This window comes from Scandinavium sp. M-37, from assembly GCF_043558715.1.
In the GTDB taxonomy this organism is placed as follows: domain Bacteria; phylum Pseudomonadota; class Gammaproteobacteria; order Enterobacterales; family Enterobacteriaceae; genus Scandinavium; species Scandinavium vulneris_A.
Window position 1 is genome coordinate 84,697 of record NZ_JBIGIN010000005.1, and the last position, 22,037, is coordinate 106,733.

General features: G+C 54.3%; 14 protein-coding genes. 6 read left to right on the top strand and 8 right to left on the bottom strand.

Features of this window, described 5'->3' with window-relative positions:
• Nucleotides 1-3: 3 nt before the first annotated feature.
• From ACG0Z5_RS05875 to ACG0Z5_RS05895, 5 genes are all read right to left on the bottom strand, one after another.
• A complete protein-coding gene (locus ACG0Z5_RS05875) occupies nucleotides 4-1,647 on the bottom strand; it encodes a multidrug ABC transporter permease/ATP-binding protein (RefSeq protein ID WP_394446051.1) in 1,644 nt (547 codons plus the stop codon).
• Between the two features lie 86 nt (nucleotides 1,648-1,733).
• Nucleotides 1,734-2,372, bottom strand: coding sequence for a DNA oxidative demethylase AlkB (gene alkB, locus ACG0Z5_RS05880; RefSeq protein WP_394446052.1), 639 nt, complete (start codon nucleotides 2,370-2,372; stop codon nucleotides 1,734-1,736).
• Between the two features lie 2 nt (nucleotides 2,373-2,374).
• Nucleotides 2,375-3,436 carry a bifunctional DNA-binding transcriptional regulator/O6-methylguanine-DNA methyltransferase Ada gene (ada, locus tag ACG0Z5_RS05885; RefSeq protein ID WP_394446053.1) on the bottom strand — a complete coding sequence of 354 codons (1,062 nt, stop codon included), beginning with the start codon at nucleotides 3,434-3,436 and terminating at the stop codon, nucleotides 2,375-2,377.
• Nucleotides 3,437-3,512: 76 nt separating this feature from the next.
• Nucleotides 3,513-4,568, bottom strand: a complete 1,056-nt coding sequence (gene apbE / locus ACG0Z5_RS05890) for an FAD:protein FMN transferase ApbE (RefSeq protein ID WP_394446055.1) — start codon at nucleotides 4,566-4,568, stop codon at nucleotides 3,513-3,515.
• Between the two features lie 99 nt (nucleotides 4,569-4,667).
• Nucleotides 4,668-5,783 (bottom strand): porin OmpC, encoded by a 1,116-nt coding sequence (locus ACG0Z5_RS05895; protein WP_394446056.1) that lies wholly within the window; start codon nucleotides 5,781-5,783, stop codon nucleotides 4,668-4,670.
• 725 nt (nucleotides 5,784-6,508) lie between these two features.
• On the opposite strand from ACG0Z5_RS05895, the gene rcsD reads away from it, so the two are divergent.
• Together rcsD and rcsB are read left to right on the top strand one after the other, a co-directional pair.
• Nucleotides 6,509-9,184: a phosphotransferase RcsD gene (gene rcsD / locus ACG0Z5_RS05900; protein WP_394446057.1), complete on the top strand. Its 2,676-nt coding sequence runs from the start codon at nucleotides 6,509-6,511 to the stop codon at nucleotides 9,182-9,184.
• A 16-nt stretch (nucleotides 9,185-9,200) separates the two neighbouring features.
• The gene (gene rcsB, locus ACG0Z5_RS05905; RefSeq protein ID WP_394446058.1) at nucleotides 9,201-9,851 is read left to right on the top strand and encodes a response regulator transcription factor RcsB; all 651 of its coding nucleotides are present in this window, start codon (nucleotides 9,201-9,203) and stop codon (nucleotides 9,849-9,851) included.
• Nucleotides 9,852-9,889: 38 nt separating this feature from the next.
• On the opposite strand, the gene rcsC is transcribed toward rcsB, so the two are convergent.
• Both rcsC and gyrA read right to left on the bottom strand, forming a co-directional pair.
• Nucleotides 9,890-12,736 (bottom strand): two-component system sensor histidine kinase RcsC, encoded by a 2,847-nt coding sequence (gene rcsC / locus ACG0Z5_RS05910; RefSeq protein ID WP_394446149.1) that lies wholly within the window; start codon nucleotides 12,734-12,736, stop codon nucleotides 9,890-9,892.
• A gap of 130 nt (nucleotides 12,737-12,866) precedes the next feature.
• Nucleotides 12,867-15,518 carry a DNA topoisomerase (ATP-hydrolyzing) subunit A gene (gene gyrA / locus ACG0Z5_RS05915; protein WP_394446059.1) on the bottom strand — a complete coding sequence of 884 codons (2,652 nt, stop codon included), beginning with the start codon at nucleotides 15,516-15,518 and terminating at the stop codon, nucleotides 12,867-12,869.
• A 158-nt stretch (nucleotides 15,519-15,676) separates the two neighbouring features.
• Here gyrA and ubiG point away from each other — a divergent pair, with 158 nt between their 5' ends.
• From ubiG to yfaE, 4 genes are all read left to right on the top strand, one after another.
• Entirely contained in the window at nucleotides 15,677-16,402 is a 726-nt protein-coding gene (ubiG, locus tag ACG0Z5_RS05920) for a bifunctional 2-polyprenyl-6-hydroxyphenol methylase/3-demethylubiquinol 3-O-methyltransferase UbiG (RefSeq protein WP_394446060.1), read from the top strand.
• Nucleotides 16,403-16,748: 346 nt separating this feature from the next.
• The gene (nrdA, locus tag ACG0Z5_RS05925; RefSeq protein ID WP_394446062.1) at nucleotides 16,749-19,034 is read left to right on the top strand and encodes a class 1a ribonucleoside-diphosphate reductase subunit alpha; all 2,286 of its coding nucleotides are present in this window, start codon (nucleotides 16,749-16,751) and stop codon (nucleotides 19,032-19,034) included.
• A gap of 98 nt (nucleotides 19,035-19,132) precedes the next feature.
• Complete coding sequence (gene nrdB, locus ACG0Z5_RS05930; RefSeq protein WP_394446063.1) at nucleotides 19,133-20,263, top strand: class Ia ribonucleoside-diphosphate reductase subunit beta; 1,131 nt, start codon at nucleotides 19,133-19,135, stop codon at nucleotides 20,261-20,263.
• Nucleotides 20,263-20,517, top strand: coding sequence for a class I ribonucleotide reductase maintenance protein YfaE (gene yfaE, locus ACG0Z5_RS05935; RefSeq protein WP_394446065.1), 255 nt, complete (start codon nucleotides 20,263-20,265; stop codon nucleotides 20,515-20,517). The genes nrdB and yfaE overlap by 1 nt, the downstream gene beginning before the upstream one ends.
• Before the next feature lie 67 nt (nucleotides 20,518-20,584).
• Here yfaE and glpT read toward each other — a convergent pair whose 3' ends face one another.
• Complete coding sequence (gene glpT / locus ACG0Z5_RS05940; protein ID WP_394446066.1) at nucleotides 20,585-21,940, bottom strand: glycerol-3-phosphate transporter; 1,356 nt, start codon at nucleotides 21,938-21,940, stop codon at nucleotides 20,585-20,587.
• Between the last annotated feature and the right edge of the window lie 97 nt (nucleotides 21,941-22,037).

Here is a 22,037-nt window from a genome sequence, read left to right on the forward strand (position 1 = left end):
TCCTTAGGCAGTACGGGCCACCGCGTCGCGGGAAGCCGCATCGCGCTCGTCGCCTGTCAGCTCGCTGAGCTTGCCGTTACGCATTTCCAGCAGGCGATCGGCATGAATGAAGTAATGGTCATCGTGGCTGATGGCGAAGACGGTTTTGCCCATCTCCTGCATCAGCGGCAGCAGCACCTGGTAAAACTCGCGACGGAAATGCGGGTCCTGATCGGCAGCCCACTCATCGAGCAAAATAATATCTCGCTCTTCCGCCAGCGCCAGCAGCAGCGCCACGCGTTTTTTCTGCCCTTTCGACAGCTTGAGGTCGAGTATTTTACCGTTATCCAGCTGCAGCTTGTGGCCCATTTTCAGATGTTCAAGCCATTTGGCAATCAGCTCCGGCTTCGCCTGCTGCCCATCCGGACCCAGCAGTCGGTCGAACAGCCAGACATCGGTAAACACCGCCGAGAAAAGCTTACGATAATCTTCCGGTTTTTCCACTGACAACGGTTGTCCGTCGAGCAGGATTTGTCCGGACACCGGCTGATACAGCCCGGTAAGCAGCATCGCCAGGGTCGATTTCCCGCTGCCGTTGCCGCCAATCAGGAACACCAGTTCCCCGCGTTTGAGGGTCAGATTTATCGGCCCGACGGCGAACGTTTTATCCTGATAGTGGAATTCTACGTCGCGCAGTTCCAGCGTTTGCCAGTGCGGATGCGCTTCCGGCTTTGGAAACGCCGCGCGGTACGGCGCGAGTGAAAATGTGTTGAGCTTGTTGAACGCCACCTGCGCGCTGAGCAGCGTCGGCAATGCGCCCACGGCAGAGAGCAGCGGCGTACGCAGGAACAACAGCGTCAGGGAATACGTCGCCGCGACGTTAGTATCCGCCCAACCGAGACTATTTGCCATCCAGAAGACCAGCCCAATCGCGCCGAGCATCATAATGTTCGACCAGTTCACCGCGCTGAGATGATAGGTATCTGCCCGGACGATGTGATGGCGATACTCTTTGGCATCCGGAATGTACAGGTTATTGAAGATATGCTCCGCACGCTCGCGATTAAGGGTCAACTCTTTGCGCCCTTCCAGCACCGTCTGATAATCGTGATACAGCTTGTCTTCCGTTTCGCGCAGGGTCGCCATGTGCTTATACACCCGCGCCACCAGCACAAAGCCACCCCAAATGGTCAACGCCATCCACAGGGCGGTGATCATCAGCATTTTACCCGACAGGAAAAACAGATATGCCGCAGAACCAAAGGTCAGAATGATGCCCTGCACCAGCTCAGGCAAACGCACGAAGGCGATGGTGATGTTCCGAATGTCACTGGTCAATCCGGCGAGCAGTGCGGCACTGCCCAGTTTTTCCACCTGCTCAATATGGGTGTCGAGGATCCGTTTAATAAATTCGCTGCGCAGGCGGTAGACGAAATGGTGGCCGAGAATCGTTAGCGCCAGTTGGGAACCAAGAGTAACCGCCATCAGCAACAGCAGCAGGCCGAGAAATTCCGGCAATACCGCCAGTGAGACATCGACGTTTTCAATCAGGCGCAGGTTAATGAAGGCGATCAGGCCAATGCCAAGCACGGCGCTCAGCAGACTCAGCGCCATCACGGCGATAAAGGGCCAGCGGTACTGCCGCCAGACCAGAAGAAGAAGTTGCATACAAACCATTCCGGACAGCCAAAACAGCCAGCAGTTTAAACGGCTCGGGCGCTACATCAAGAATAATTCTTATTTTTATTGCTGTTTCAGGTGTGACGGAAAGTCAGGTTGTAGCGAAAGGCGCCGGTCGCCGGATGATGCCCCTCTTTCAGCGGCTGAATGCCGTGATAGTACAGTCGGGATTCACCGCCCCATACCACCACGTCGCCATGCTCCAGCAGCACCCGCTGCAGCGGATCGTTACGTTTCAGGCCACCGAACTGGAACACTGCCGGAAGCCCAAGTGATACCGAGACAATCGGCGCCCGCAGCGTCTTTTCATCTTTGTCCTGATGCAGCGATAGCTTCGCGCCCGGCGCATAGCGGTTTATCAGGCACGCATCGGGCTGAAAATGATCGTATCCGGCTTCACGGGCGCAGACCTGGGCGAACGGCAAAAAGGCCGGCGGCATCGGCGGCCAGTGCTGCCCGGTTTGTGGATCGCCTCCGGCATACAGATAGCCGTGCATATCGGTTGTCCAGCCCACCTCTCCGCAGTTGGTCATCGCCACCGACATGGTATAGCCGCCGGGGGTGACCATCTGGCGAAACGGCGATTGCGCTGACACGCTTGCAATGCCGGACAACAGAGCGTCGGCATCGGCCAGCGCGCGTCGGCGAAGGATAGTCGCCCCTGGCCCCAGCGGTTCCTGCCAGGGCGGCGTATCAGCAAATAAATCGAGCATCGTTAAGGTTCCTGTTTCGCTTCGCGCTTGAGCAATTCGGCTTTACGCGCCTCGCCCCAGCGATAGCCCGACAGCGCCCCACTTTGCCGGACCACCCGATGACACGGGATTACCAGCGCCAGGGTATTGGCCGCGCAGGCATTGGCCACCGCGCGAGCCGCTTTGGGTTTATGGATACTGTCTGCCACCTGCTGATAGCTGCGCGTTTCCCCCACGGGAATATCACGCAGCGCCTGCCAGACCTGTTGTTGAAAGGCCGTGCCGCGAATATCCAGCGGTAGTTGCAGGGTCGAGCGCTGCCCGTCCAGCAATGCAATCACCTGCGCCACCTGCTGTTGGAACGCATCATCCGCCTCTTCGCGCTGTGCGTTGGGGAAAATCTGCGCCAGCTCAGCGATCAGCGCCGCGTCACTATCGCCCGGTAACACGGCACAAATCCCACGGGAGCTGGCTGCCACCAGACAGCGCCCGAGCACGCAGGATTGTAGGGTGAACCGCACCCGCTGAGTATCGCCACCGCGACGAAACTGTCTGGCGGTCATGCCCAGCGTACTGTCCGCCTGACGATAATAGCTGCTGCTGGCAGGAAAACCGGCAGCCAGCACCGCATCGGTCACCGTTTCACTGGCGACCAACGTCTCCCGCAGCTTACGGGCACGCCAGGCCTGCTGCCAGGCGCGGGGCGTCATCCCGGTTACGGATTTGAATAAGCGATGGAAATGATACGGACTGACCGCCACCGCCTGCGCCAGTTCGTCCAGCGTCAGGGTACGTTCCTGCTCGAGCAGACGGCAGGCTTCGGTGACTTTATCGGTGCGTTGTTGCTGTGGGTCGGTTTTATCCGGCTGACAGCGTTTGCATGCACGAAAACCCGCGGCCTGGGCGGCGCTGGCATCGGCATAAAAGCGGACATTCTGACGCAGGGGGTGGCGCGCCCGACAGGACGGACGGCAAAAGATGCCGGTGGTCAGCACCGCAAAAACGAACTGACCGTCGGCATGGGCATCTCTGTCGAGCACCGCCTGCCAGCGGGACTCGTCATGTAGGATGGGATTAGGTTTCATACAAACTCCGGCTCTTTATTTAGGGTAGCCTGAGTCTGGCGCGGAAGGCAGCTAAAAAAACCGCCATTCTTGCTTTTTAATTTTTTCCGTTCACCAGGAAGGTTTCGAACTGCGGTGACATCCAGGTTTTAAAACCTTCGCCGTCTTTAATTATCATATACACCGCCAGCCCCTGCTCGCGCACCACTTCTTTTGCCTTCTCCGGGCCCAATACCATTAACCCTGTATCCCAGCCGTCTGCTTCCAGCGCCGTGGGAGAGATGACCGTCACCGACACCAGTTTATGCTGGATAGGTGTCCCGGTTTGCGGATCGATAACGTGGGAAATACGCTTCCCGTCCAGCTCATAATAGTTGCGATAGCTGCCCGAGGTACTGATGCCGTGGCCGTTGATATCCACAATCGCCTGCACCGCGTTTTCCTGGTCGGTCGGCTTCTGAATAGCCACGCGCCATGGCTGTCCATCGGCATTCATGCCACGGCTTGCCAGTGCGCCGCCAACCGAAACCAGATAGCGTGCAATCCCTTCCTGCTCCATTAAGCGTGCCAGATGATCGGCGGCATAACCTTCACCGACGGTAGAGAGATCGACGTACAGATCGGGCAGATCTTTTTGCAGGTACTGGCTGCCGGACTGGTTAATCACCCTCAGATGTTGCAGCCCGGTGCGGGCTTTGGCCTGATCGATCTGCGCCTGAGTCGGGGTTTTTACCGGCTGTTTATCCGGGCCAAATCCCCATAAATTGACCAGCGGCCCAACGGTGATGTCCATCGCCCCCTGCGTTTTCGCCCCGATACGTAACGATTCGGTGACGATATCCGCCATCGCTTCGCTGACCGGCCACGGCGCGGTACTGGTCGCGCGGTTGAAACGCATCAACGCGGAATCATTTTTCCACGTGGAGAGCAGCTGATCGTCCCCGTCCAGCTTGCTTTGTACTTTCTGGCGCAGTGCGCTGGCTTTGTCGTTATCCAGATTAATGACGCTAACGCGCCAGAACGTCCCCATCGTCTTGCCTTCAAGCACGGTGACTGACGCTTTTTGCGCGGTGGGAGTGGGTGTGCTGTTATCGCAGCCAGAAATGACGAGAGCGACGGCCATCAGTGCCGCGCGGAAGAAATTGATATCCATAAATAATGCCCCTCATGTTTGCGCGCAAGGGTACACCAATCAACGTAAACAGGGGATAAAAAAAGGGTCCCGAAGGACCCTTTTCAGCTTAACAGTCGATTAGAACTGGTAAACCAGACCCAGAGCTACGATGTCATCGGTAGAGATGCCAGCGTTACGGGTGAAGTCGTTTTCGTCCAGCAGGTTGATTTTGTAATCAACGTAGGTAGACATGTTTTTGTTGAAGTAGTAAGTCGCGCCAACATCAACGTATTTAACCAGATCCTGGTCGCCGTAACCATTCTCGATGTCCTTACCTTTAGATTGCAGGTAAGAAACGGACGGACGCAGACCGAAGTCGAACTGGTACTGAGCAACCATTTCGAAGTTTTGAGCTTTGTTAGCCCAACCCAGGGAACCAATGCGGGTCGCGTTGTAAGTCTGAGTGTACTGAGTTGCCAGGTAGATGTTGTTCGCGTCATATTTCAGGCCACCGGTGTAGGTTTCAGCGCGATCGCCTTCACCATAAACAATGCCATTTGCGCCAGCAAATGCGTCGTTCTGATCGGTAGTACGTTTGGAGCTGGATACTGCACCACCGATACCGAAGCCTTCGCCCAGATCGTAAGTTACAGAACCGCCGACGCCGTCGCCATTCTGCTTCAGTGCGCCACGGCCGTTGGCAGTTGCGCCTTCGCCGCTTGCGCTACCGTTTTTACCCTGGTACTGGATAGCAAAGTTCAGGCCATCAACCAGACCGAAGAAGTCGGTGTTACGGTAGGTCGCGTAGCCGTTACCACGCTGCTGCATGAAGTTGTCAGAACCGTAGGTGTCGCCGCCGAATTCTGGCAGAACGTCAGTCCAGGACGTTACGTCGTAAACAACGCCGTAGTTACGACCGTAGTCGAAGGAACCTGCATCTTTAACACGGATACCTGCGAAAGCAACACGGGTCCATGCCTGATCGGAAGAACCTTCTACGTTGTTCGCCTGAACGTTGTATTCCCACTGGCCGTAACCGGTGATTTGGTCATTAACCTGAGTTTCGCCTTTGAAACCCAGACGAATGTAGGACTGGTCGCCGTCTGCATTCTTGTCATCAGAGAAATAGTGCAGGCCGTCTACTTTACCGTACAGATCTAATTTGTTGCCGTCTTTGTTATAAATTTCAGCCGCATTTGCTGCGCCTGCTACCAGCAGAGCTGGTACCAGGAGGGACAGTACTTTAACTTTCATGTTATTAACCCTCTGTTATATGCCTTTTTATATGCCACTGCTTACTGATTAACCCTCAATCAGTCGGCAAACCCATTGTGCTGCAAAATACAGAAATATCCAACAAGAAAATGATACGAGAACTTTTAAGATGTTTCAAACTACGCGCAAGATGTTTCAATATGTAAATTCAACGGAACTTTTTCATGCCACGAAAAGCTAAAAAATATAGCTCCAAAAATCAAATGCAATAAAAAACACAATTAAATCAATTAATTGTTATCGTATTCTGGTATAGCACTGAATGACAAAACAAAATCGTCGACAATCTCTAAAATAATCAGCGCTATCATCATTAACTTTATTTATTACCGTCATTCAGTTCTGAATGTCTGTTTACTCATATTTCTACCGGGTGCTTCGCATCCGGTTTTTTTTACCTTTCTTTACGTAACAAAATTACTTTTGTACTACCCTCCTGAAATTATAATGACTATTAAGTAATCATCCTTGCTGGCAAAATCCCCTGAACGCACTAGAGATCAAATAATCTCTTGTTATTTCGTGCTATTCTCATGCCTCCGGGCGTAAATATTTGTACAGAAAATGTAACCATGTACATCTTTGTGTAGCGTGTGTGGAGATTGCTCAGAAAGGCAGCAAAGACCCCGATAATGTGGAAATTAGCGCATTACCCTTTATACTGCCTGCTGGCGTAGCCTTGACAAACTGGATTACACACACGAATGAGTCATTCCGACACGACTTTCTCAACCAAGTTTTCCCTTATCCCTGGGAGCATTAACCGTTTCTTTCTGCTGCTAATCGTGGTGCTGTTAGTCACGATGGGGGTAATGATCCAAAGCGCAGTGAACGCCTGGCTTAAGGACAAAAGCTATCAGATTGTTGATATGACCCATGCAATCCACAAACGCATCGACACCTGGCGCTACGCTACCTGGCAGATTTATGACAACATCGCTGCCTCGGCCACCGCATCGTCTGGCGGTGATGGCTTGCAGGAAACGCGTCTGAAGCAAGATGTTTACTACCTGGAAAAACCCCGTCGTAAAACGGAAGCGCTGATCTTCGGCTCCCACGATGGGGCGACTCTCGACATGACGCAGAAAATGTCGAACTATCTCGATACGCTATGGGGCGCCGAAACCGTTCCGTGGTCGATGTACTACCTTAATGGTCAGGACAACAGCCTGATCCTTATCTCTACCCTGCCGCTAAAAGATTTATCCGCTGGATTCAAAGAGTCCAGCGTCGGGAGCATTGTCGACTCTCGCCGGGCAGAAATGCTTCAGCAGGCCAATACGCTGGATGAACGCGAAACCTTTTCTTCCCTGCGCCGACTCGCCTGGCAAAACGGGCACTACTTTACCCTGCGTACCACCTTCAATCAGCCGGGTCATCTTGCTACCGTGGTGGCATTCGACTTACCGATTAACGATCTCATTCCACCGGGTATGACGCTCGATAGCTTCCGCCTGGAGCCAGACCCGTCGCAAAAGAATCTGCGTAGCCAGGATAAAGAAGCCGCCGACAGCGTGAGTATTAATTTCAACAGCTCGCGTATTGAGATTGCGTCTTCGTTAAATTCGACGGGGATGCGCCTGGTGTGGCAGGTGCCGTTCGGTTCACTGCTACTCGATACGCTGCAGAACATTTTGCTGCCGCTGCTGCTCAACATTGGTCTGCTGGCGCTGGCGCTGTTCGGCTATAACACCTTCCGCCATTATTCCGGTCGCCGTCAGACCGATATTGCCTCACCGGCGTCGGCGAACAACGAACTGCGCGTGCTGAAAGCAATTAATGAAGAGATTGTCTCGGTCCTGCCGCTTGGACTGCTGGTACATGACCAGGAGTCTAATCGCACCGTTATCAGCAACAAAATCGCTGACCACCTGCTCCCGCACCTGAATTTGCAAAACATCACCAGCATGGCGGACCAGCATCAGGGTGTCATTCAGGCGACCATTAATAATGAGCTTTACGAAATACGTCAGTTCCGCAGCCAGGTGGCCCCGCGCACCCAGATTTTCATTATCCGCGACCAGGATAAAGAAGTGCTGGTGAACAAAAAGCTCAAACAGGCGCAGCGTCTGTACGAGAAAAACCAGCAGGGTCGCATCGCGTTAATGAAAAACATGGGTGATGCGCTGAAACAACCGGCCGTTACGCTGGCAGAAGAAGCCGCCGCGCTGACCGGGGTCGAGAACCAACGACTCGCCCAGCACGCTGATACCCTCGTGCGTCTGATTGATGAAATCCAACTGGCTAATATGTTGGAAGGCGAAGGCTGGAAAGGCACTTCGGCCCTGTTCTCTATCCAGGATTTAATTGACGAAGTGGTGCCGGAAGTGTTGCCGGTTATTAAACGCAAAGGGTTACAGCTGCTCATCAACAACCATCTGGCAGCCAGCGAGCAGCGTCATGGCGATCGTGAAGCGCTCAAACGCATCCTGCTGCTGCTGATTCAGTACTCCGTGACCACCACCCAGATCGGCAAAATCACGCTTGAGGTGTCGGAAGATGAATCCGCCGAAGATCGGCTGACCTTCCGCATCCTGGATACCGGTAACGGCGTCTCGAACAGCGAAATCGACAATCTGCATTTCCCGTTCCTCAACGAGACCCAGGAAGACCGATTTGGCAAGGCCAATGCCCTCACCTTCTGGCTGAGCGATCAGCTGGCGCGTAAGCTTGGTGGCCATCTGAACATTAAAGCCCGCGAATCCCTGGGAACCCGTTACTCGCTGCATGTAAAAATGGCGCCACGGGAGCAGGAAGTTGAAGAAGAAGAGAAGCTGCTTGATGAGGTCGTCGCGATGATAGACATTACCTCCAGCGAAGTACGCAGCGTCGTGGTCAGACAACTGGAAAACTGGGGGGCGAGCTGTATTTCCCCAGATGAGCGCCTTACAAGTCAAGAATATGATCTGTTTTTGACAGATAATCCGTCTAATCTTACTGCGCCAGGCTTGCTTTTAAGCGATGATGAGCCCGGTGTCCGCAAAATTGGCCCCGGTCAGCTGCGGGTCAACTTCAATATCAGTAATGCCATGCAGGAAGCCGTGCTGCAACTTATAGAAGAACAACTGGCACACGGAGAGTTACTGGGAACACCTTCGGGTGTAAATGAAAACGCCGAGCTCCATGCCAGCGGTTATTATGCGCTGTTTGTTGATACGGTTCCGGATGATGTTAAGCGGTTGTATACTGAATCAGCGACAAAAGATTTTGCCGCGCTGGCGCAGACGGCGCATCGCCTCAAAGGGGTGTTTGCCATGCTTAATCTGGTACCCGGCAAGCAGTTATGTGAAACGCTGGAGCATCTCATTCGTGAGAAGGATGCCCCCGGCACAGAGAAATATATCAGCGACATTGACGCCTACGTCAAAAGCTTGATGTAGCAAGGTAGCCTAATACATGAACAATATGAACGTTATTATTGCCGATGATCATCCGATTGTACTGTTCGGTATTCGCAAATCACTTGAGCAAATCGAGTGGGTGAATGTCGTCGGCGAATTTGAAGACTCCACTGCGCTTATCAACAATCTGCCAAAACTTGACGCCCATGTGCTGATCACCGACCTCTCCATGCCTGGAGACAAATACGGTGATGGCATTACGCTGATCAAATACATTAAACGTCACTTCCCGTCGCTGTCGATTATCGTTCTTACCATGAACAATAACCCGGCCATTCTGAGCGCCGTACTGGATCTGGATATAGAAGGGATTGTCCTGAAACAGGGTGCGCCGACCGATCTGCCTAAAGCCCTCGCGGCCTTGCAGAAAGGGAAGAAATTTACCCCGGAAAGCGTTTCTCGCCTGCTGGAAAAAATCAGCGCGGGCGGTTACGGCGACAAACGTCTGTCACCGAAAGAGAGCGAAGTGCTGCGTCTGTTCGCAGAAGGGTTCCTGGTAACCGAAATTGCCAAGAAGCTCAACCGCAGCATCAAAACCATCAGTAGCCAGAAGAAGTCGGCGATGATGAAGCTGGGCGTCGAAAACGATATCGCCCTGCTGAACTACCTCTCTTCTGTCACGCTGAGCGCGTCAGACAAAGACTAAGCAGTCCTTTCCCCCGGCGCCCGCCGGGGGAAATCATTTTACTCCCTGGTTTTTCTCACCCGCGCGGCATACACCGCCAGCGTCTGCTTCAGCACGTCCAGCGTGACCGGTTTTGACAGGCAACTGTCCATCCCCGATTCGATACAACGCTGTTTCTCTTCTGCCAGCGCATTCGCGGTCACGCCCACCACCGGCAACGTCAGGCCCAGCTGTCGAATTCGCTGGGTCAGGCGATAACCGTCCATGTTAGGCATGTTGACGTCGCTGAGCACGATATCAATGTGGTTCTTACTCAGCACGTTCAGCGCATCCACGCCGTCGTTGGCGGTCTTGCACTGATAACCCAACGATCCGAGCTGATCGGCCAACAGGCGGCGGTTGATAGGGTGATCGTCCACCACCAGAATCATCATGTCGTCATTGGCGGCAGCGGTATTTTCTGCCGATGGCAGCGCACCATGGTTATCGCTATTGTCCACTTCAATACTGTAGATGCGGCCCAGCAATGCCAGCAATTCATGCGGGGAGGCGACGCTGTGAACCCACTCGCCCGGCACGCGCTCCAGAGGAATGCCGATATGGCGACGGCAGAAAATGATAGCCCCGCGTCCAGCCCACGGTTGCGTAAGCTCATCATCGGAAATGAGCATATCGTCTGCGTCCGGCGTTTGCCCTTCATAGCGCAGCACCTCCACGCCGTGTCGTGTCAGTAGCAATTCGACAAACTGTGCCAGCGACGCATTGCGTACTGCCAACCAGCAGCGCTTGCCCGCCAGCCCTTCAATGGTCGCAGGTGTCAGATTTTGCGCACCATACAACGGGATACGGATCGTGAACTGGCTGCCCATCCCCGGCTCGGTCTCCACCGAAATGTCGCCGTCCATCATGCTGACCAGCTTCTCACAGATAGCCAGGCCCAGCCCGGTTCCCTGGAAGTTACGCTGCACGCCCGTGCCCACCTGGAAGAACGGGTCGAACAGGCGAACCACTTCTTTGGCGGGGATCCCCACGCCGGTATCGCGCACGGTGATGCTGAGATAGTTATCATCGCGACGCAGGTGCAGAATGATGCAGCCGATATCAGTGAATTTGATGGCGTTGCTCAGCAGGTTAGAGATCACCTGCTGTAGACGCATCGGATCGCCCGACAGTTGCTGAGGCACATCGGGTTCGACGAAGCAGTACAGCCCCAACTGCTTACGCACCACCAGCGGCAAATAGTTGGCGGTAATGTGGCTCATCACCTCCCGCGGCGAAAACTCACGCGGCTCAATTTTCAGCTGTTCAGATTCAATCTTCGAGAAATCGAGGATGTCGCTGATGATTTTCAGCAGCAGGCTCGACGAGTTATTCATCGCCGTCACCAGCCTGTCGACGCCCTTCGGCAACTCTTTGGTCTGCAAGAGATCGAGGTTCCCGATGATGCCGTACAGCGGGGTACGCAGCTCATGGCTCACGGTCGCGAGGAACATCGATTTCGACTGGCTTGCCTGCTCGGCGGCCTGCGCCATGTCCTGCAACGACTCTTCCATCTTCACGCGCGAGGAGACATCCACCAGCACGCAGATAGCCACGTTCTCGTTACGGTAGCGGGAATGCACAAAGCTAATTTGCAGATTGGTGTTGTTGCTGGTCAGCACATCGACGAAGTTGACCTGCTGGCCGCAGATAATCTGCGTTAAGCGCTGCCGGTCTTCGTGGGTCAGCATATTCAGGTAATTGTGCGCCAGTTCATTACTCAGAATATTGGTCCCATCCTGGGTGCGCAGGATACAAATCCCGACCGGGGCGGAGGCAACAATCTTACGGTTAAACTGTTCATGTTCTTCCAGACGCTGGGCATCCGCCTCTGCGGGCAGGAAGATGCGACGCTCGTACATGCGTGCCATGGTAAACAGTGCCACGCCGCTGAGAATGTTTAGCAGCACTGCATTAAGAATAAGCATCCGGATGCGTTCCAGCACCAGATCGACCGGCACGGAGTAGACAATGCTCAGGGAGGACGGCGGAAGGCTTTTCTTCAGCACCAGGTCATGGAAGCCCGAAGTGTAGCCAAACCAGGCGCGCTCCTGCATCCACTGCGGGTCAATCTTAAGTTTGTTTTCCCCGCCAGTAAGCGCAATTAACGGCTGCCCGGACTCGTCGAGAATGGTGACGCCCATCGGCATCGTGCCCGGCGTGAAGAAGTTCTCCATCCGCACGGTCTGCTCGATACCCAGCAACGCCTGCAGACGATTCGCCAGATACACCGGCGTCAGCGCATAAAAATACCCCACGCCCGGACGCGGCCCCTGGCTTATCCAGAACAGGTTGTTGCCGCGCTCATCCTGCGGCGCATTGCGGTATTTCATGATCCGCTCGTGCAGGGTTTTCAGCGCCTGGTCGCGCTCCATCGGCATGTCGCGCAGGCCAAAGTTAGCCATACACAGATTGTCGCTGCCGATCAGGAAAACCCGATTCAAATCGTAAGCCGCCGAGAAATTATCGCGCCAGTAGCGCATGAACCACGCCAGCGACTCAAGCGAACCGCGCCAGGAATTGCTCAGCGCGCCGCAGTCAGAATCCTGGAACAGCGGCTCAAACTCAGGCACATCGGTTTCGTCTCTCGCCCCGCGTGAAGAAAGCACGCCATTTTCGGCGGTAAGACGATTTTCAGCGATGTACTTCAGCTCTTTCATGACATCCGAGGTCCGCTGGATGTAGCGCTGCGCCTGATCGTAGCTGAGATTAAACTCCTGACGGATCTCCGCTTCTTTGGTATGTAGCGCATTGACGATATAGAAAATCGACACAAAAGCGATAAGCAGCCAGAGCAACAGCGCCAGCGCCCGAAAAAGATAGCGGGAGACTTTCAGAGTCGTGCGGAAGGAGACAAGGTATTTCAACGTTTGGCCGTGTGCGTGCAAAAAGATGGGATTAAGGTAGCGGTAAATCACCACACCCGCAATATTCAAACAAAAAGGGCCAGTTTTCACTGGCCCTTTCACGATAACGTCAGGCGATTAATTCAGACGATTACTCGTCTGCATCATCCTCGGCTGCGTCATCGGCAACATCGTCGTCAGACTCAGTTTCTGCGGCGATTTCATCATCGCCTTCTGCGACGCTACCGTCGATAGCATCCAGCTCTTCTTCGTCAACCGGTTCAGCCACACGCTGCAGGCCCACTACGTTTTCATCATCCGCAGTACGGATAAGGATAACGCCCTGAGTGTTACGACCGACCACGCTGACTTCCGACACGCGGGTACGCACCAGCGTACCGGCATCGGTGATCATCATAATCTGGTCGCTATCCACAACCTGCACCGCGCCGACCACAGAACCGTTACGCTCGGTCACTTTGATCGAGATAACGCCCTGCGTGCCGCGTGACTTGGTCGGATACTCGGTTTCAGCCGTACGTTTACCGTAACCGTTCTGGGTCACGGTCAGAACCGCACCTTCACCGCGTGGGATGATAAGTGAAACAACCTTATCTTCGCCCGCCAGCTTAATACCGCGAACACCTGTTGCCGTACGGCCCATCGCGCGCACTGCGCTCTCTTTAAAGCGCACCACTTTACCGGCGGCAGAGAACAGCATCGCGTCATCGTTACCGTTGGTCAGGTCAACGCCAATCAGCTCATCGTCTTCTTTCAGGTTCACCGCGATGATCCCGGCAGAACGCGGACGGCTGAACTCGGTCAGCGCCGTTTTCTTAACCGTACCGCTGGCGGTAGCCATGAAGACGTTAACGCCCTCTTCGTATTCACGCACTGGCAGAATGGCGGTGATACGTTCGTTCGCTTCCAGCGGCAGCAGGTTGACGATTGGACGTCCACGCGCGCCACGGCTTGCTTCTGGCAGCTGATAAACCTTCATCCAGTACAGACGACCCCGGCTGGAGAACATCAGGATCGTGTCATGGGTGTTGGCCACCAGCAGGCGGTCAATAAAGTCTTCTTCTTTAATACGGGCAGCAGATTTACCTTTGCCACCACGGCGCTGAGCTTCGTAATCGGTCAGCGGCTGGTATTTCACGTAGCCCTGGTGAGACAGGGTCACAACAACGTCTTCCTGATTGATCAGGTCTTCGATGTTGATGTCTGCGGTATTGGCGGTGATTTCGGTACGACGTGCATCGCCGAACTGCTCGCGAACGAGTTCCAGTTCTTCACGAATCACTTCCATCAGACGGTCAGCGCTGCCCAGAATGTGCAACAGCTCAGCAATCTGCTCCAGCAGCTCTTTGTACTCGTCGAGCAGTTTTTCGTGCTCAAGGCCGGTCAGCTTCTGCAGACGCAGATCCAGAATCGCCTGAGCCTGCTGTTCAGTCAGGAAGTATTTCCCGTCGTGAATACCGTACTGCGGCTCCAGCCACTCAGGACGCGCGGCGTCATCGCCTGCACGTTCCAGCATGGCGGAAACGTTGCCAAGATCCCATGAACGCGCGATCAGGCCCGCTTTCGCTTCAGCAGGGGTTGGCGCACGACGGATCAGTTCGATAATCGGATCGATGTTCGCCAGCGCAATTGCCAGTGCTTCAAGGATGTGCGCCCGGTCACGGGCTTTACGCAGTTCGAAAATAGTACGACGAGTCACGACTTCGCGGCGGTGACGCACGAACGCAGAAAGAATGTCTTTCAGGTTCATGATCTTCGGCTGGCCATGGTGCAGAGCAACCATGTTGATACCGAAAGAGGTCTGCAGCTGAGTCTGGGAGTAGAGGTTGTTCAGCACCACTTCACCCACCGCATCGCGTTTGATTTCAATCACGATGCGCATCCCGTCTTTATCAGACTCGTCACGCAGCGCGCTGATACCTTCCACGCGTTTCTCTTTAACCAGCTCGGCGATTTTCTCGATCAGGCGCGCTTTGTTCACCTGATACGGAATTTCGTGGACGATAATGGTTTCACGACCGGTTTTCGCATCGGCTTCCACTTCCGCACGGGCGCGAATGTAGATTTTACCGCGACCGGTACGATAGGCTTCTTCGATGCCACGACGGCCGTTGATGATAGCGGCGGTCGGGAAGTCCGGGCCCGGAATGTGTTCCATCAGCCCTTCTACACTGATGTCTTCATCATCAATGTACGCCAGGCAGCCGTTAATGACTTCGGTGATGTTATGTGGCGGAATGTTCGTCGCCATGCCGACTGCAATACCCGACGAACCGTTAACCAGCAGGTTCGGGATCTTGGTTGGCATAACGTCTGGAATACGTTCGGTGCCGTCGTAGTTATCGACGAAATCAACGGTGTCTTTTTCCAGGTCGGCCATCAGTTCATGGGCGATTTTCGACATACGGATTTCCGTATAACGCATCGCTGCGGCGGAGTCGCCGTCTACTGAACCGAAGTTACCTTGGCCGTCGACCAGCATGTAACGCAGGGAGAATGGTTGCGCCATACGGACGATGGTGTCGTACACGGCGGTATCACCATGAGGGTGGTATTTACCGATGACGTCACCCACGACGCGGGCAGATTTTTTGTAGGCTTTATTCCAGTCATTGCCCAATACATTCATGGCGTAAAGTACGCGACGGTGTACCGGCTTGAGTCCATCTCGGACATCTGGCAGTGCGCGGCCGACAATAACCGACATCGCGTAATCCAGATACGAGCTCTTTAGCTCTTCCTCAATGTTGACCGGTGTAATTTCTCTCGCAAGGTCGCTCATCTAACCGCTATCCCTCTACTGTTTCCCGGATTCAAAGGTCGCAAATTATAACACAGCCGACGTGATTGAGGTAAACCTATAGTACCTGCTCGGCGCTTTATTCACGCCGGGGTGCTGATATACTCACAGGCCTGATGAAAAAAGGAGTCAATGCGCCCATGAATGCCGAAAAACCGCCGGTGGCTAACGTCGATCACGACGAAATCGCGAAATTCGAAGCTGTCGCCTCACGCTGGTGGGACCTGGAAGGGGAATTTAAACCGCTGCACCGTATCAACCCGCTGCGTTTAGGTTACATCGCCAACCGTTGCGACGGCCTGTTTGGTAAAAAAGTGCTCGACGTCGGCTGCGGCGGTGGGATCCTCGCCGAAAGCATGGCGCGTGAAGGGGCTAATGTCACCGGGCTGGATATGGGCTTTGAGCCTCTGCAAGTGGCACGCCTGCACGCTCTGGAAACCGGGATTCAGGTCGATTACGTCCAGGAAACCGTGGAAGATCACGCGGCAAAACACGCGCAACAGTATGACGTTGTGACCTGTATGGAAATGCTCGAGCACGTTCCCGACCCGCAGTCGGTGGTCAATGCCTGTGCGAAGCTGGTGAAACCGGGCGGCCACGTGTTCTTCTCAACCATCAACCGGAACGGCAAAGCGTGGCTGATGGCGGTGGTGGGCGCGGAATATGTGCTGAAGATGGTGCCTAAAGGTACGCACGACGTGAAGAAATTCATCAAGCCCGCCGAACTACTGGGCTGGGTCGACAACACCTGTTTGCAGGAGCGCCATATCACGGGCCTGCACTACAACCCGGTCACCAACCATTTCAAACTCGCGCCGGGGGTTGATGTTAACTACATGCTGCATACAACAGCAAAAAACGTTTAACGTCATAGCTTATTCTTATAAAGTTTGCGCAGCATTCTGTTGCGCAAATCACCTTCCCGTTGAAGAAATCAGCACTCGATCAAATTTTCATTTTTTTTATTCGAATATTGACAATCTCGCCAGGCCTTACAAACCGTGGACTTAGCCTCCGCTACCCTTTTGCAACCTTAAATTAACGTCAAAATCAACTCTTGTACTCAAATGAATCCTTACTAGAATACTCACCATATAGCGTTTCACTTATCGCACACCCCCTATATATAGTATTTATCCACAGAGTTAGTCACAACGACGTTCTGTGGATAAATGGGGGATATTTTTCTTTTCACGGACAGGTACAACTCACATGAATCAGAGTCTGATGGTGACTAAGCGTGATGGCGGGACTGAGAAAATCAATCTCGATAAAATTCATCGCGTGCTGGACTGGGCAGCCGAAGGGCTGAACAACGTTTCCATTTCTCAGGTTGAACTGCGCTCTCACATCCAGTTCTACGACGGCATCAAAACCTCTGATATCCATGAGACCATCATCAAGGCTGCCGCCGATTTAATTTCTCGCGAAGCACCTGATTACCAGTACCTGGCTGCACGCCTGGCGATTTTCCATCTGCGTAAGAAAGCGTATGGCCAGTTTGAGCCACCGGCGCTGTACAACCACGTCGTGAACATGGTTGAGCTGGGTAAATACGACAGTCATCTGCTGGAAGACTACACGGAAGAAGAGTTCCAGCAGATGGACGGTTTTATCGACCACTGGCGCGACATGAACTTCTCTTATGCCGCGGTAAAACAGCTGGAAGGTAAATACCTGGTTCAGAACCGCGTCACGGGCGAAATCTACGAGAGCGCCCAGTTCCTGTACATTCTGGTTGCCGCGTGCCTGTTCTCTAACTATCCGCGTGAAACCCGTCTGGACTACGTGAAGCGTTTTTATGATGCGGTATCAACCTTCAAGATTTCACTGCCGACGCCAATTATGTCCGGCGTGCGTACCCCAACCCGTCAGTTCAGCTCCTGCGTACTGATTGAGTGTGGCGACAGCCTGGACTCTATCAATGCCACCTCCAGCGCTATCGTGAAATACGTTTCCCAGCGTGCCGGGATCGGTATCAACGCCGGTCGCATCCGTGCGCTGGGCAGCCCAATCCGTGGCGGTGAAGCGTTCCACACCGGCTGTATCCCGTTCTACAAGCACTTCCAGACTGCGGTGAAGTCCTGCTCTCAGGGCGGTGTTCGTGGCGGCGCGGCGACCCTGTTCTATCCGATGTGGCATCTGGAAGTCGAAAGCCTGCTGGTGCTGAAAAACAACCGTGGGACCGAAGCGAACCGCGTACGTCACATGGACTACGGCGTTCAGATCAACAAACTGATGTACACCCGTCTGCTGAAAGGTGAAGACATCACCCTGTTCAGCCCGTCTGACGTGCCGGGCCTGTATGACGCGTTCTTCGCCGATCAGGACGAGTTTGAGCGTCTGTACGTGAAATATGAAAAAGACGACAGCATCCGTAAGCAGCGCATTAAAGCGGTTGAACTGTTCTCGCTGGTAATGCAGGAACGTGCCTCTACTGGCCGGATCTACATCCAGAACGTTGACCACTGCAACACCCACAGCCCGTTTGATCCGGTTGTGGCTCCGGTGCGCCAGTCTAACCTGTGCCTGGAAATCGCGCTGCCGACCAAACCGCTGGACGACGTTAACGACGAAAACGGTGAAATCGCCCTGTGTACGCTGTCAGCGTTCAACCTCGGTGCGATCGACAGCCTCGACGACCTGGAAGAGCTGGCCATCCTCGCGGTACGTGCCCTGGATGCCCTGCTCGATTATCAGGATTACCCAATTCTGGCAGCCAAACGTGGCGCAATGGGCCGTCGTACCCTGGGTATTGGCGTGATCAACTTTGCTTACTATCTGGCGAAAAACGGCAAGCGTTACTCCGACGGCAGCGGCAACAACCTGACCCACAAAACGTTTGAAGCCATTCAGTACTACCTGCTGAAAGCCTCTAACGAGTTGGCGAAAGAGCAAGGTGCGTGCCCGTGGTTCAACGAAACCACCTACGCGAAAGGCGTGCTGCCAATCGATACCTATAAGAAAGACCTGGATGCGATTGTTAACGAGCCGCTGCACTACGACTGGGAAGGTCTGCGTGAATCCATTAAGACGCACGGCCTGCGTAACTCCACGCTGTCTGCCCTGATGCCGTCTGAGACCTCATCGCAGATCTCTAACGCCACCAACGGCATTGAGCCGCCGCGCGGTCACGTGAGCATCAAAGCGTCGAAAGATGGGATCCTGCGCCAGGTAGTGCCGGACTACGAAAAACTGCAGAACAGCTACGAGCTGCTGTGGGAGATGCCGAACAACGACGGCTACCTGCAATTGGTGGGCATCATGCAGAAGTTTATCGACCAGTCGATTTCTTCTAACACCAACTATGACCCGACGCGCTTCCCGTCAGGTAAAGTGCCGATGCAGCAACTGCTCAAAGACTTGCTCACCGCCTATAAATTTGGCGTGAAAACCCTGTACTATCACAACACCCGTGATGGCGCGGAAGATGCGCAGGACGACATGGCCCCGTCCATTCAGGACGACGGCTGCGAAAGCGGCGCATGTAAAATCTAAGCGAGTTGCCGGGTGGCGCTCTGCTTACCCGGCCTACGATTTTGTAGGCCCGGCCATTCATATGCCGCCGGGCAATAAAATCTCAACAGGACACATTCATGGCTTATACCACTTTTTCACAGACGAAAAATAACCAGCTGCTGGAACCGATGTTCTTTGGCCAGCCGGTCAACGTGGCACGCTACGATCAGCAAAAATATGACATCTTCGAAAAGCTGATTGAAAAGCAACTCTCCTTCTTCTGGCGTCCGGAAGAAGTTGACGTGTCCCGCGACCGTATCGACTATCAGGCGCTGCCTGACCATGAAAAGCACATTTTCATCAGCAACCTGAAGTATCAGACGCTGCTCGACTCCATTCAGGGTCGTAGTCCAAACGTAGCGCTGCTGCCGCTGATTTCTATCCCGGAACTGGAAACCTGGGTGGAAACCTGGGCATTTTCAGAAACCATTCACTCGCGCTCTTATACTCATATCATCCGTAACATCGTCAACGATCCGGCGACCGTGTTTGATGACATCGTGACCAACGAGCAAATCCAGAAGCGTGCTGAAGGGATCTCCCATTACTACGACTCGCTGATCGAACTGACCAGCTACTGGCATCTGCTGGGTGAAGGTACGCACCACGTTAACGGCAAAACCGTGACCGTGAACCTGCACGAGTTGAAAAAGAAACTGTATCTGTGCCTGATGAGCGTCAACGCGCTGGAAGCGATTCGCTTCTACGTCAGCTTCGCCTGCTCGTTTGCGTTCGCTGAACGTAAGCTGATGGAAGGCAACGCCAAAATTATTCGCCTGATCGCCCGCGATGAAGCTCTGCATCTGACCGGCACCCAGCACATGCTGAATCTGCTGCGCTCCGGCCAGGACGACCCGGAAATGGCAGAGATTGCCGAAGAGTGCAAACAGGAGTGTTATGACCTGTTCGTGCTGGCGGCGCAGCAGGAAAAAGAGTGGGCAGAATACCTGTTCCGCGACGGTTCGATGATTGGTCTGAACAAAGACATTCTGTGCCAGTACATTGAGTACATCACCAACATCCGTATGCAAGCGGTGGGCCTGGATCTGCCGTTCCAGACGCGCTCTAACCCTATTCCGTGGATCAACACCTGGCTGGTGTCCGATAACGTGCAGGTGGCGCCACAGGAAGTGGAAGTCAGCTCGTATCTGGTCGGTCAAATTGATTCCAATGTCGATGCCGACGACCTGAGCAACTTCCAGCTCTGATGAGCCGCGTGACCCTTCGTCTGACTGGCACCGAGTTAGTGTGCCAGGAAGAACATCCTTCGTTACTGGTGGCGCTGGAGTCGCACAATGTGGCGGTTGAGTTTCAATGCCGGGAAGGCTATTGCGGCTCCTGCCGCTGCCGGTTGGTTTCCGGCCAGGTCGACTGGCTGACCGAGCCGCTGGCGTTCATACAGCACGGTGAAATTCTGCCCTGCTGCTGTCGCGCCAAAGGCGATATTGAAATCGAGATGTAATTGTCTTGCAGGGCCTACGGGACAAGTAGGCCCGGTAAGGCATCTAGCCTCCACCGGGCACTAAAACTCAACTCCCGCGTTTCGCCTGTATTTCCCGATGATGTTTGCGCTCGCCGACCATCACCACCAGCAGTAAAACCACCGCCAGAATGCTGCCGCCGATCATCACCATAAAGCCGCCATCCCAGCCGAAGAAATCGACGGTATACCCGACGATGGCGCTCGCCGCGACGGAACCACCAAGATAACCAAACAGCCCGGTAAACCCGGCTGCCGTGCCAGCCGCTTTCTTCGGTGCCAGTTCCAGGGCGTGCAGACCAATTAGCATCACCGGACCGTAAATCAGGAAGCCGATAATAATCATACAGGCCATATCCACCCCCGGATTACCCGGCGGGTTGAGCCAGTAAACAATGGTCGCAATGGTTACCAGAATCATAAAGAACACCCCGGTCGCCCCGCGATTCCCACGGAATACTTTATCCGACATCCAGCCGCATAGCAGCGTGCCCGGGATCCCCGCGTATTCATACAGGAAGTAGGCCCAGGATGATTTGTCCAGCGCGAAATGCTTCACTTCTTTCAGGTAGGTCGGGGACCAGTCGAGAATGCCGTAACGCAGCAGATACACGAACACGTTGGCGACCGCGATATACCACAGCAGTTTATTCGGCAGCACGTACTGCATGAAAATCTGCTTGGCGGTCAGCTCCTCTTCGTTCTTCTCACTGTAGTCGTCCGGGTAATCGTTTTTGTACTCTTCAATAGACGGCAAACCGCAGGACTGCGGGGTATCGCGCATCAGAGCAAAGGCAATAATCGCCACCAGGATCGCGCCAAATGCAGGCATATACAGCGCCGCATGCCAGTCGTTAAACCATGCCATCCCCAGCAGGAACAGCAGCGGCGGCAGACCACCACCAACGTTATGCGCGCAGTTCCACACCGACACAATTCCGCCCCGCTCTTTCTGCGACCACCAGTGAACCATGGTGCGTCCGCACGGCGGCCAGCCCATGCCCTGGAACCAGCCACAGACAAACAGCAGCCCGAACATAATCATGATGCTCGACGTCGCCCACGGCACAAAGCCCATAAACAGCATCACCGCCGCCGCAAGGATCAGCCCGGCAGGTAAAAAGATGCGTGGATTCGAGCGGTCAGAGACCGAGCCCATAATGAATTTAGAGAAACCGTAGGCGATGGAAATCCCCGACAGCGCGAAGCCCAAATCACCGCGCGAGAACCCCTGTTCAATCAGATACGGCATGGCTAACGCGAAGTTTTTGCGCACCAGGTAGTACGCCGCATAGCCGAAGAAAATCCCGAGGAAAATTTGCCACCGCAAGCGGCGATAGTGCGAATCGATCTGCGCATCCGGCAGTCTCGCCGTGTGCGCGGCAGGTTTGAAAATACTGAGCATAGTCGCCTCCGTGACCATCATTATCAGGCGAGTCTCACCGGGGTGGTGCGCTCGCCATACTTATCTGCGGCTGGATGGTAGGCAAAGTGTTGACCCT

What these genes read in the sequence shown, in the direction of transcription:
- alkB (WP_394446052.1), bottom strand. Translation starts at nt 2,372, where the DNA reads ATGCTCGATTTATTTGCTGATACGCCGCCCTGGCAGGAACCGCTGGGG.
- glpT (WP_394446066.1), bottom strand. Translation starts at nt 21,940, where the DNA reads ATGCTCAGTATTTTCAAACCTGCCGCGCACACGGCGAGACTGCCGGAT.
- nrdA (WP_394446062.1), top strand. Translation starts at nt 16,749, where the DNA reads ATGAATCAGAGTCTGATGGTGACTAAGCGTGATGGCGGGACTGAGAAA.
- gyrA (WP_394446059.1), bottom strand. Translation starts at nt 15,518, where the DNA reads ATGAGCGACCTTGCGAGAGAAATTACACCGGTCAACATTGAGGAAGAG.
- nrdB (WP_394446063.1), top strand. Translation starts at nt 19,133, where the DNA reads ATGGCTTATACCACTTTTTCACAGACGAAAAATAACCAGCTGCTGGAA.
- apbE (WP_394446055.1), bottom strand. Translation starts at nt 4,568, where the DNA reads ATGGATATCAATTTCTTCCGCGCGGCACTGATGGCCGTCGCTCTCGTC.
- rcsD (WP_394446057.1), top strand. Translation starts at nt 6,509, where the DNA reads ATGAGTCATTCCGACACGACTTTCTCAACCAAGTTTTCCCTTATCCCT.
- ada (WP_394446053.1), bottom strand. Translation starts at nt 3,436, where the DNA reads ATGAAACCTAATCCCATCCTACATGACGAGTCCCGCTGGCAGGCGGTG.
- ACG0Z5_RS05875 (WP_394446051.1), bottom strand. Translation starts at nt 1,647, where the DNA reads ATGCAACTTCTTCTTCTGGTCTGGCGGCAGTACCGCTGGCCCTTTATC.
- rcsB (WP_394446058.1), top strand. Translation starts at nt 9,201, where the DNA reads ATGAACAATATGAACGTTATTATTGCCGATGATCATCCGATTGTACTG.
- ACG0Z5_RS05895 (WP_394446056.1), bottom strand. Translation starts at nt 5,783, where the DNA reads ATGAAAGTTAAAGTACTGTCCCTCCTGGTACCAGCTCTGCTGGTAGCA.
- yfaE (WP_394446065.1), top strand. Translation starts at nt 20,263, where the DNA reads ATGAGCCGCGTGACCCTTCGTCTGACTGGCACCGAGTTAGTGTGCCAG.
- ubiG (WP_394446060.1), top strand. Translation starts at nt 15,677, where the DNA reads ATGAATGCCGAAAAACCGCCGGTGGCTAACGTCGATCACGACGAAATC.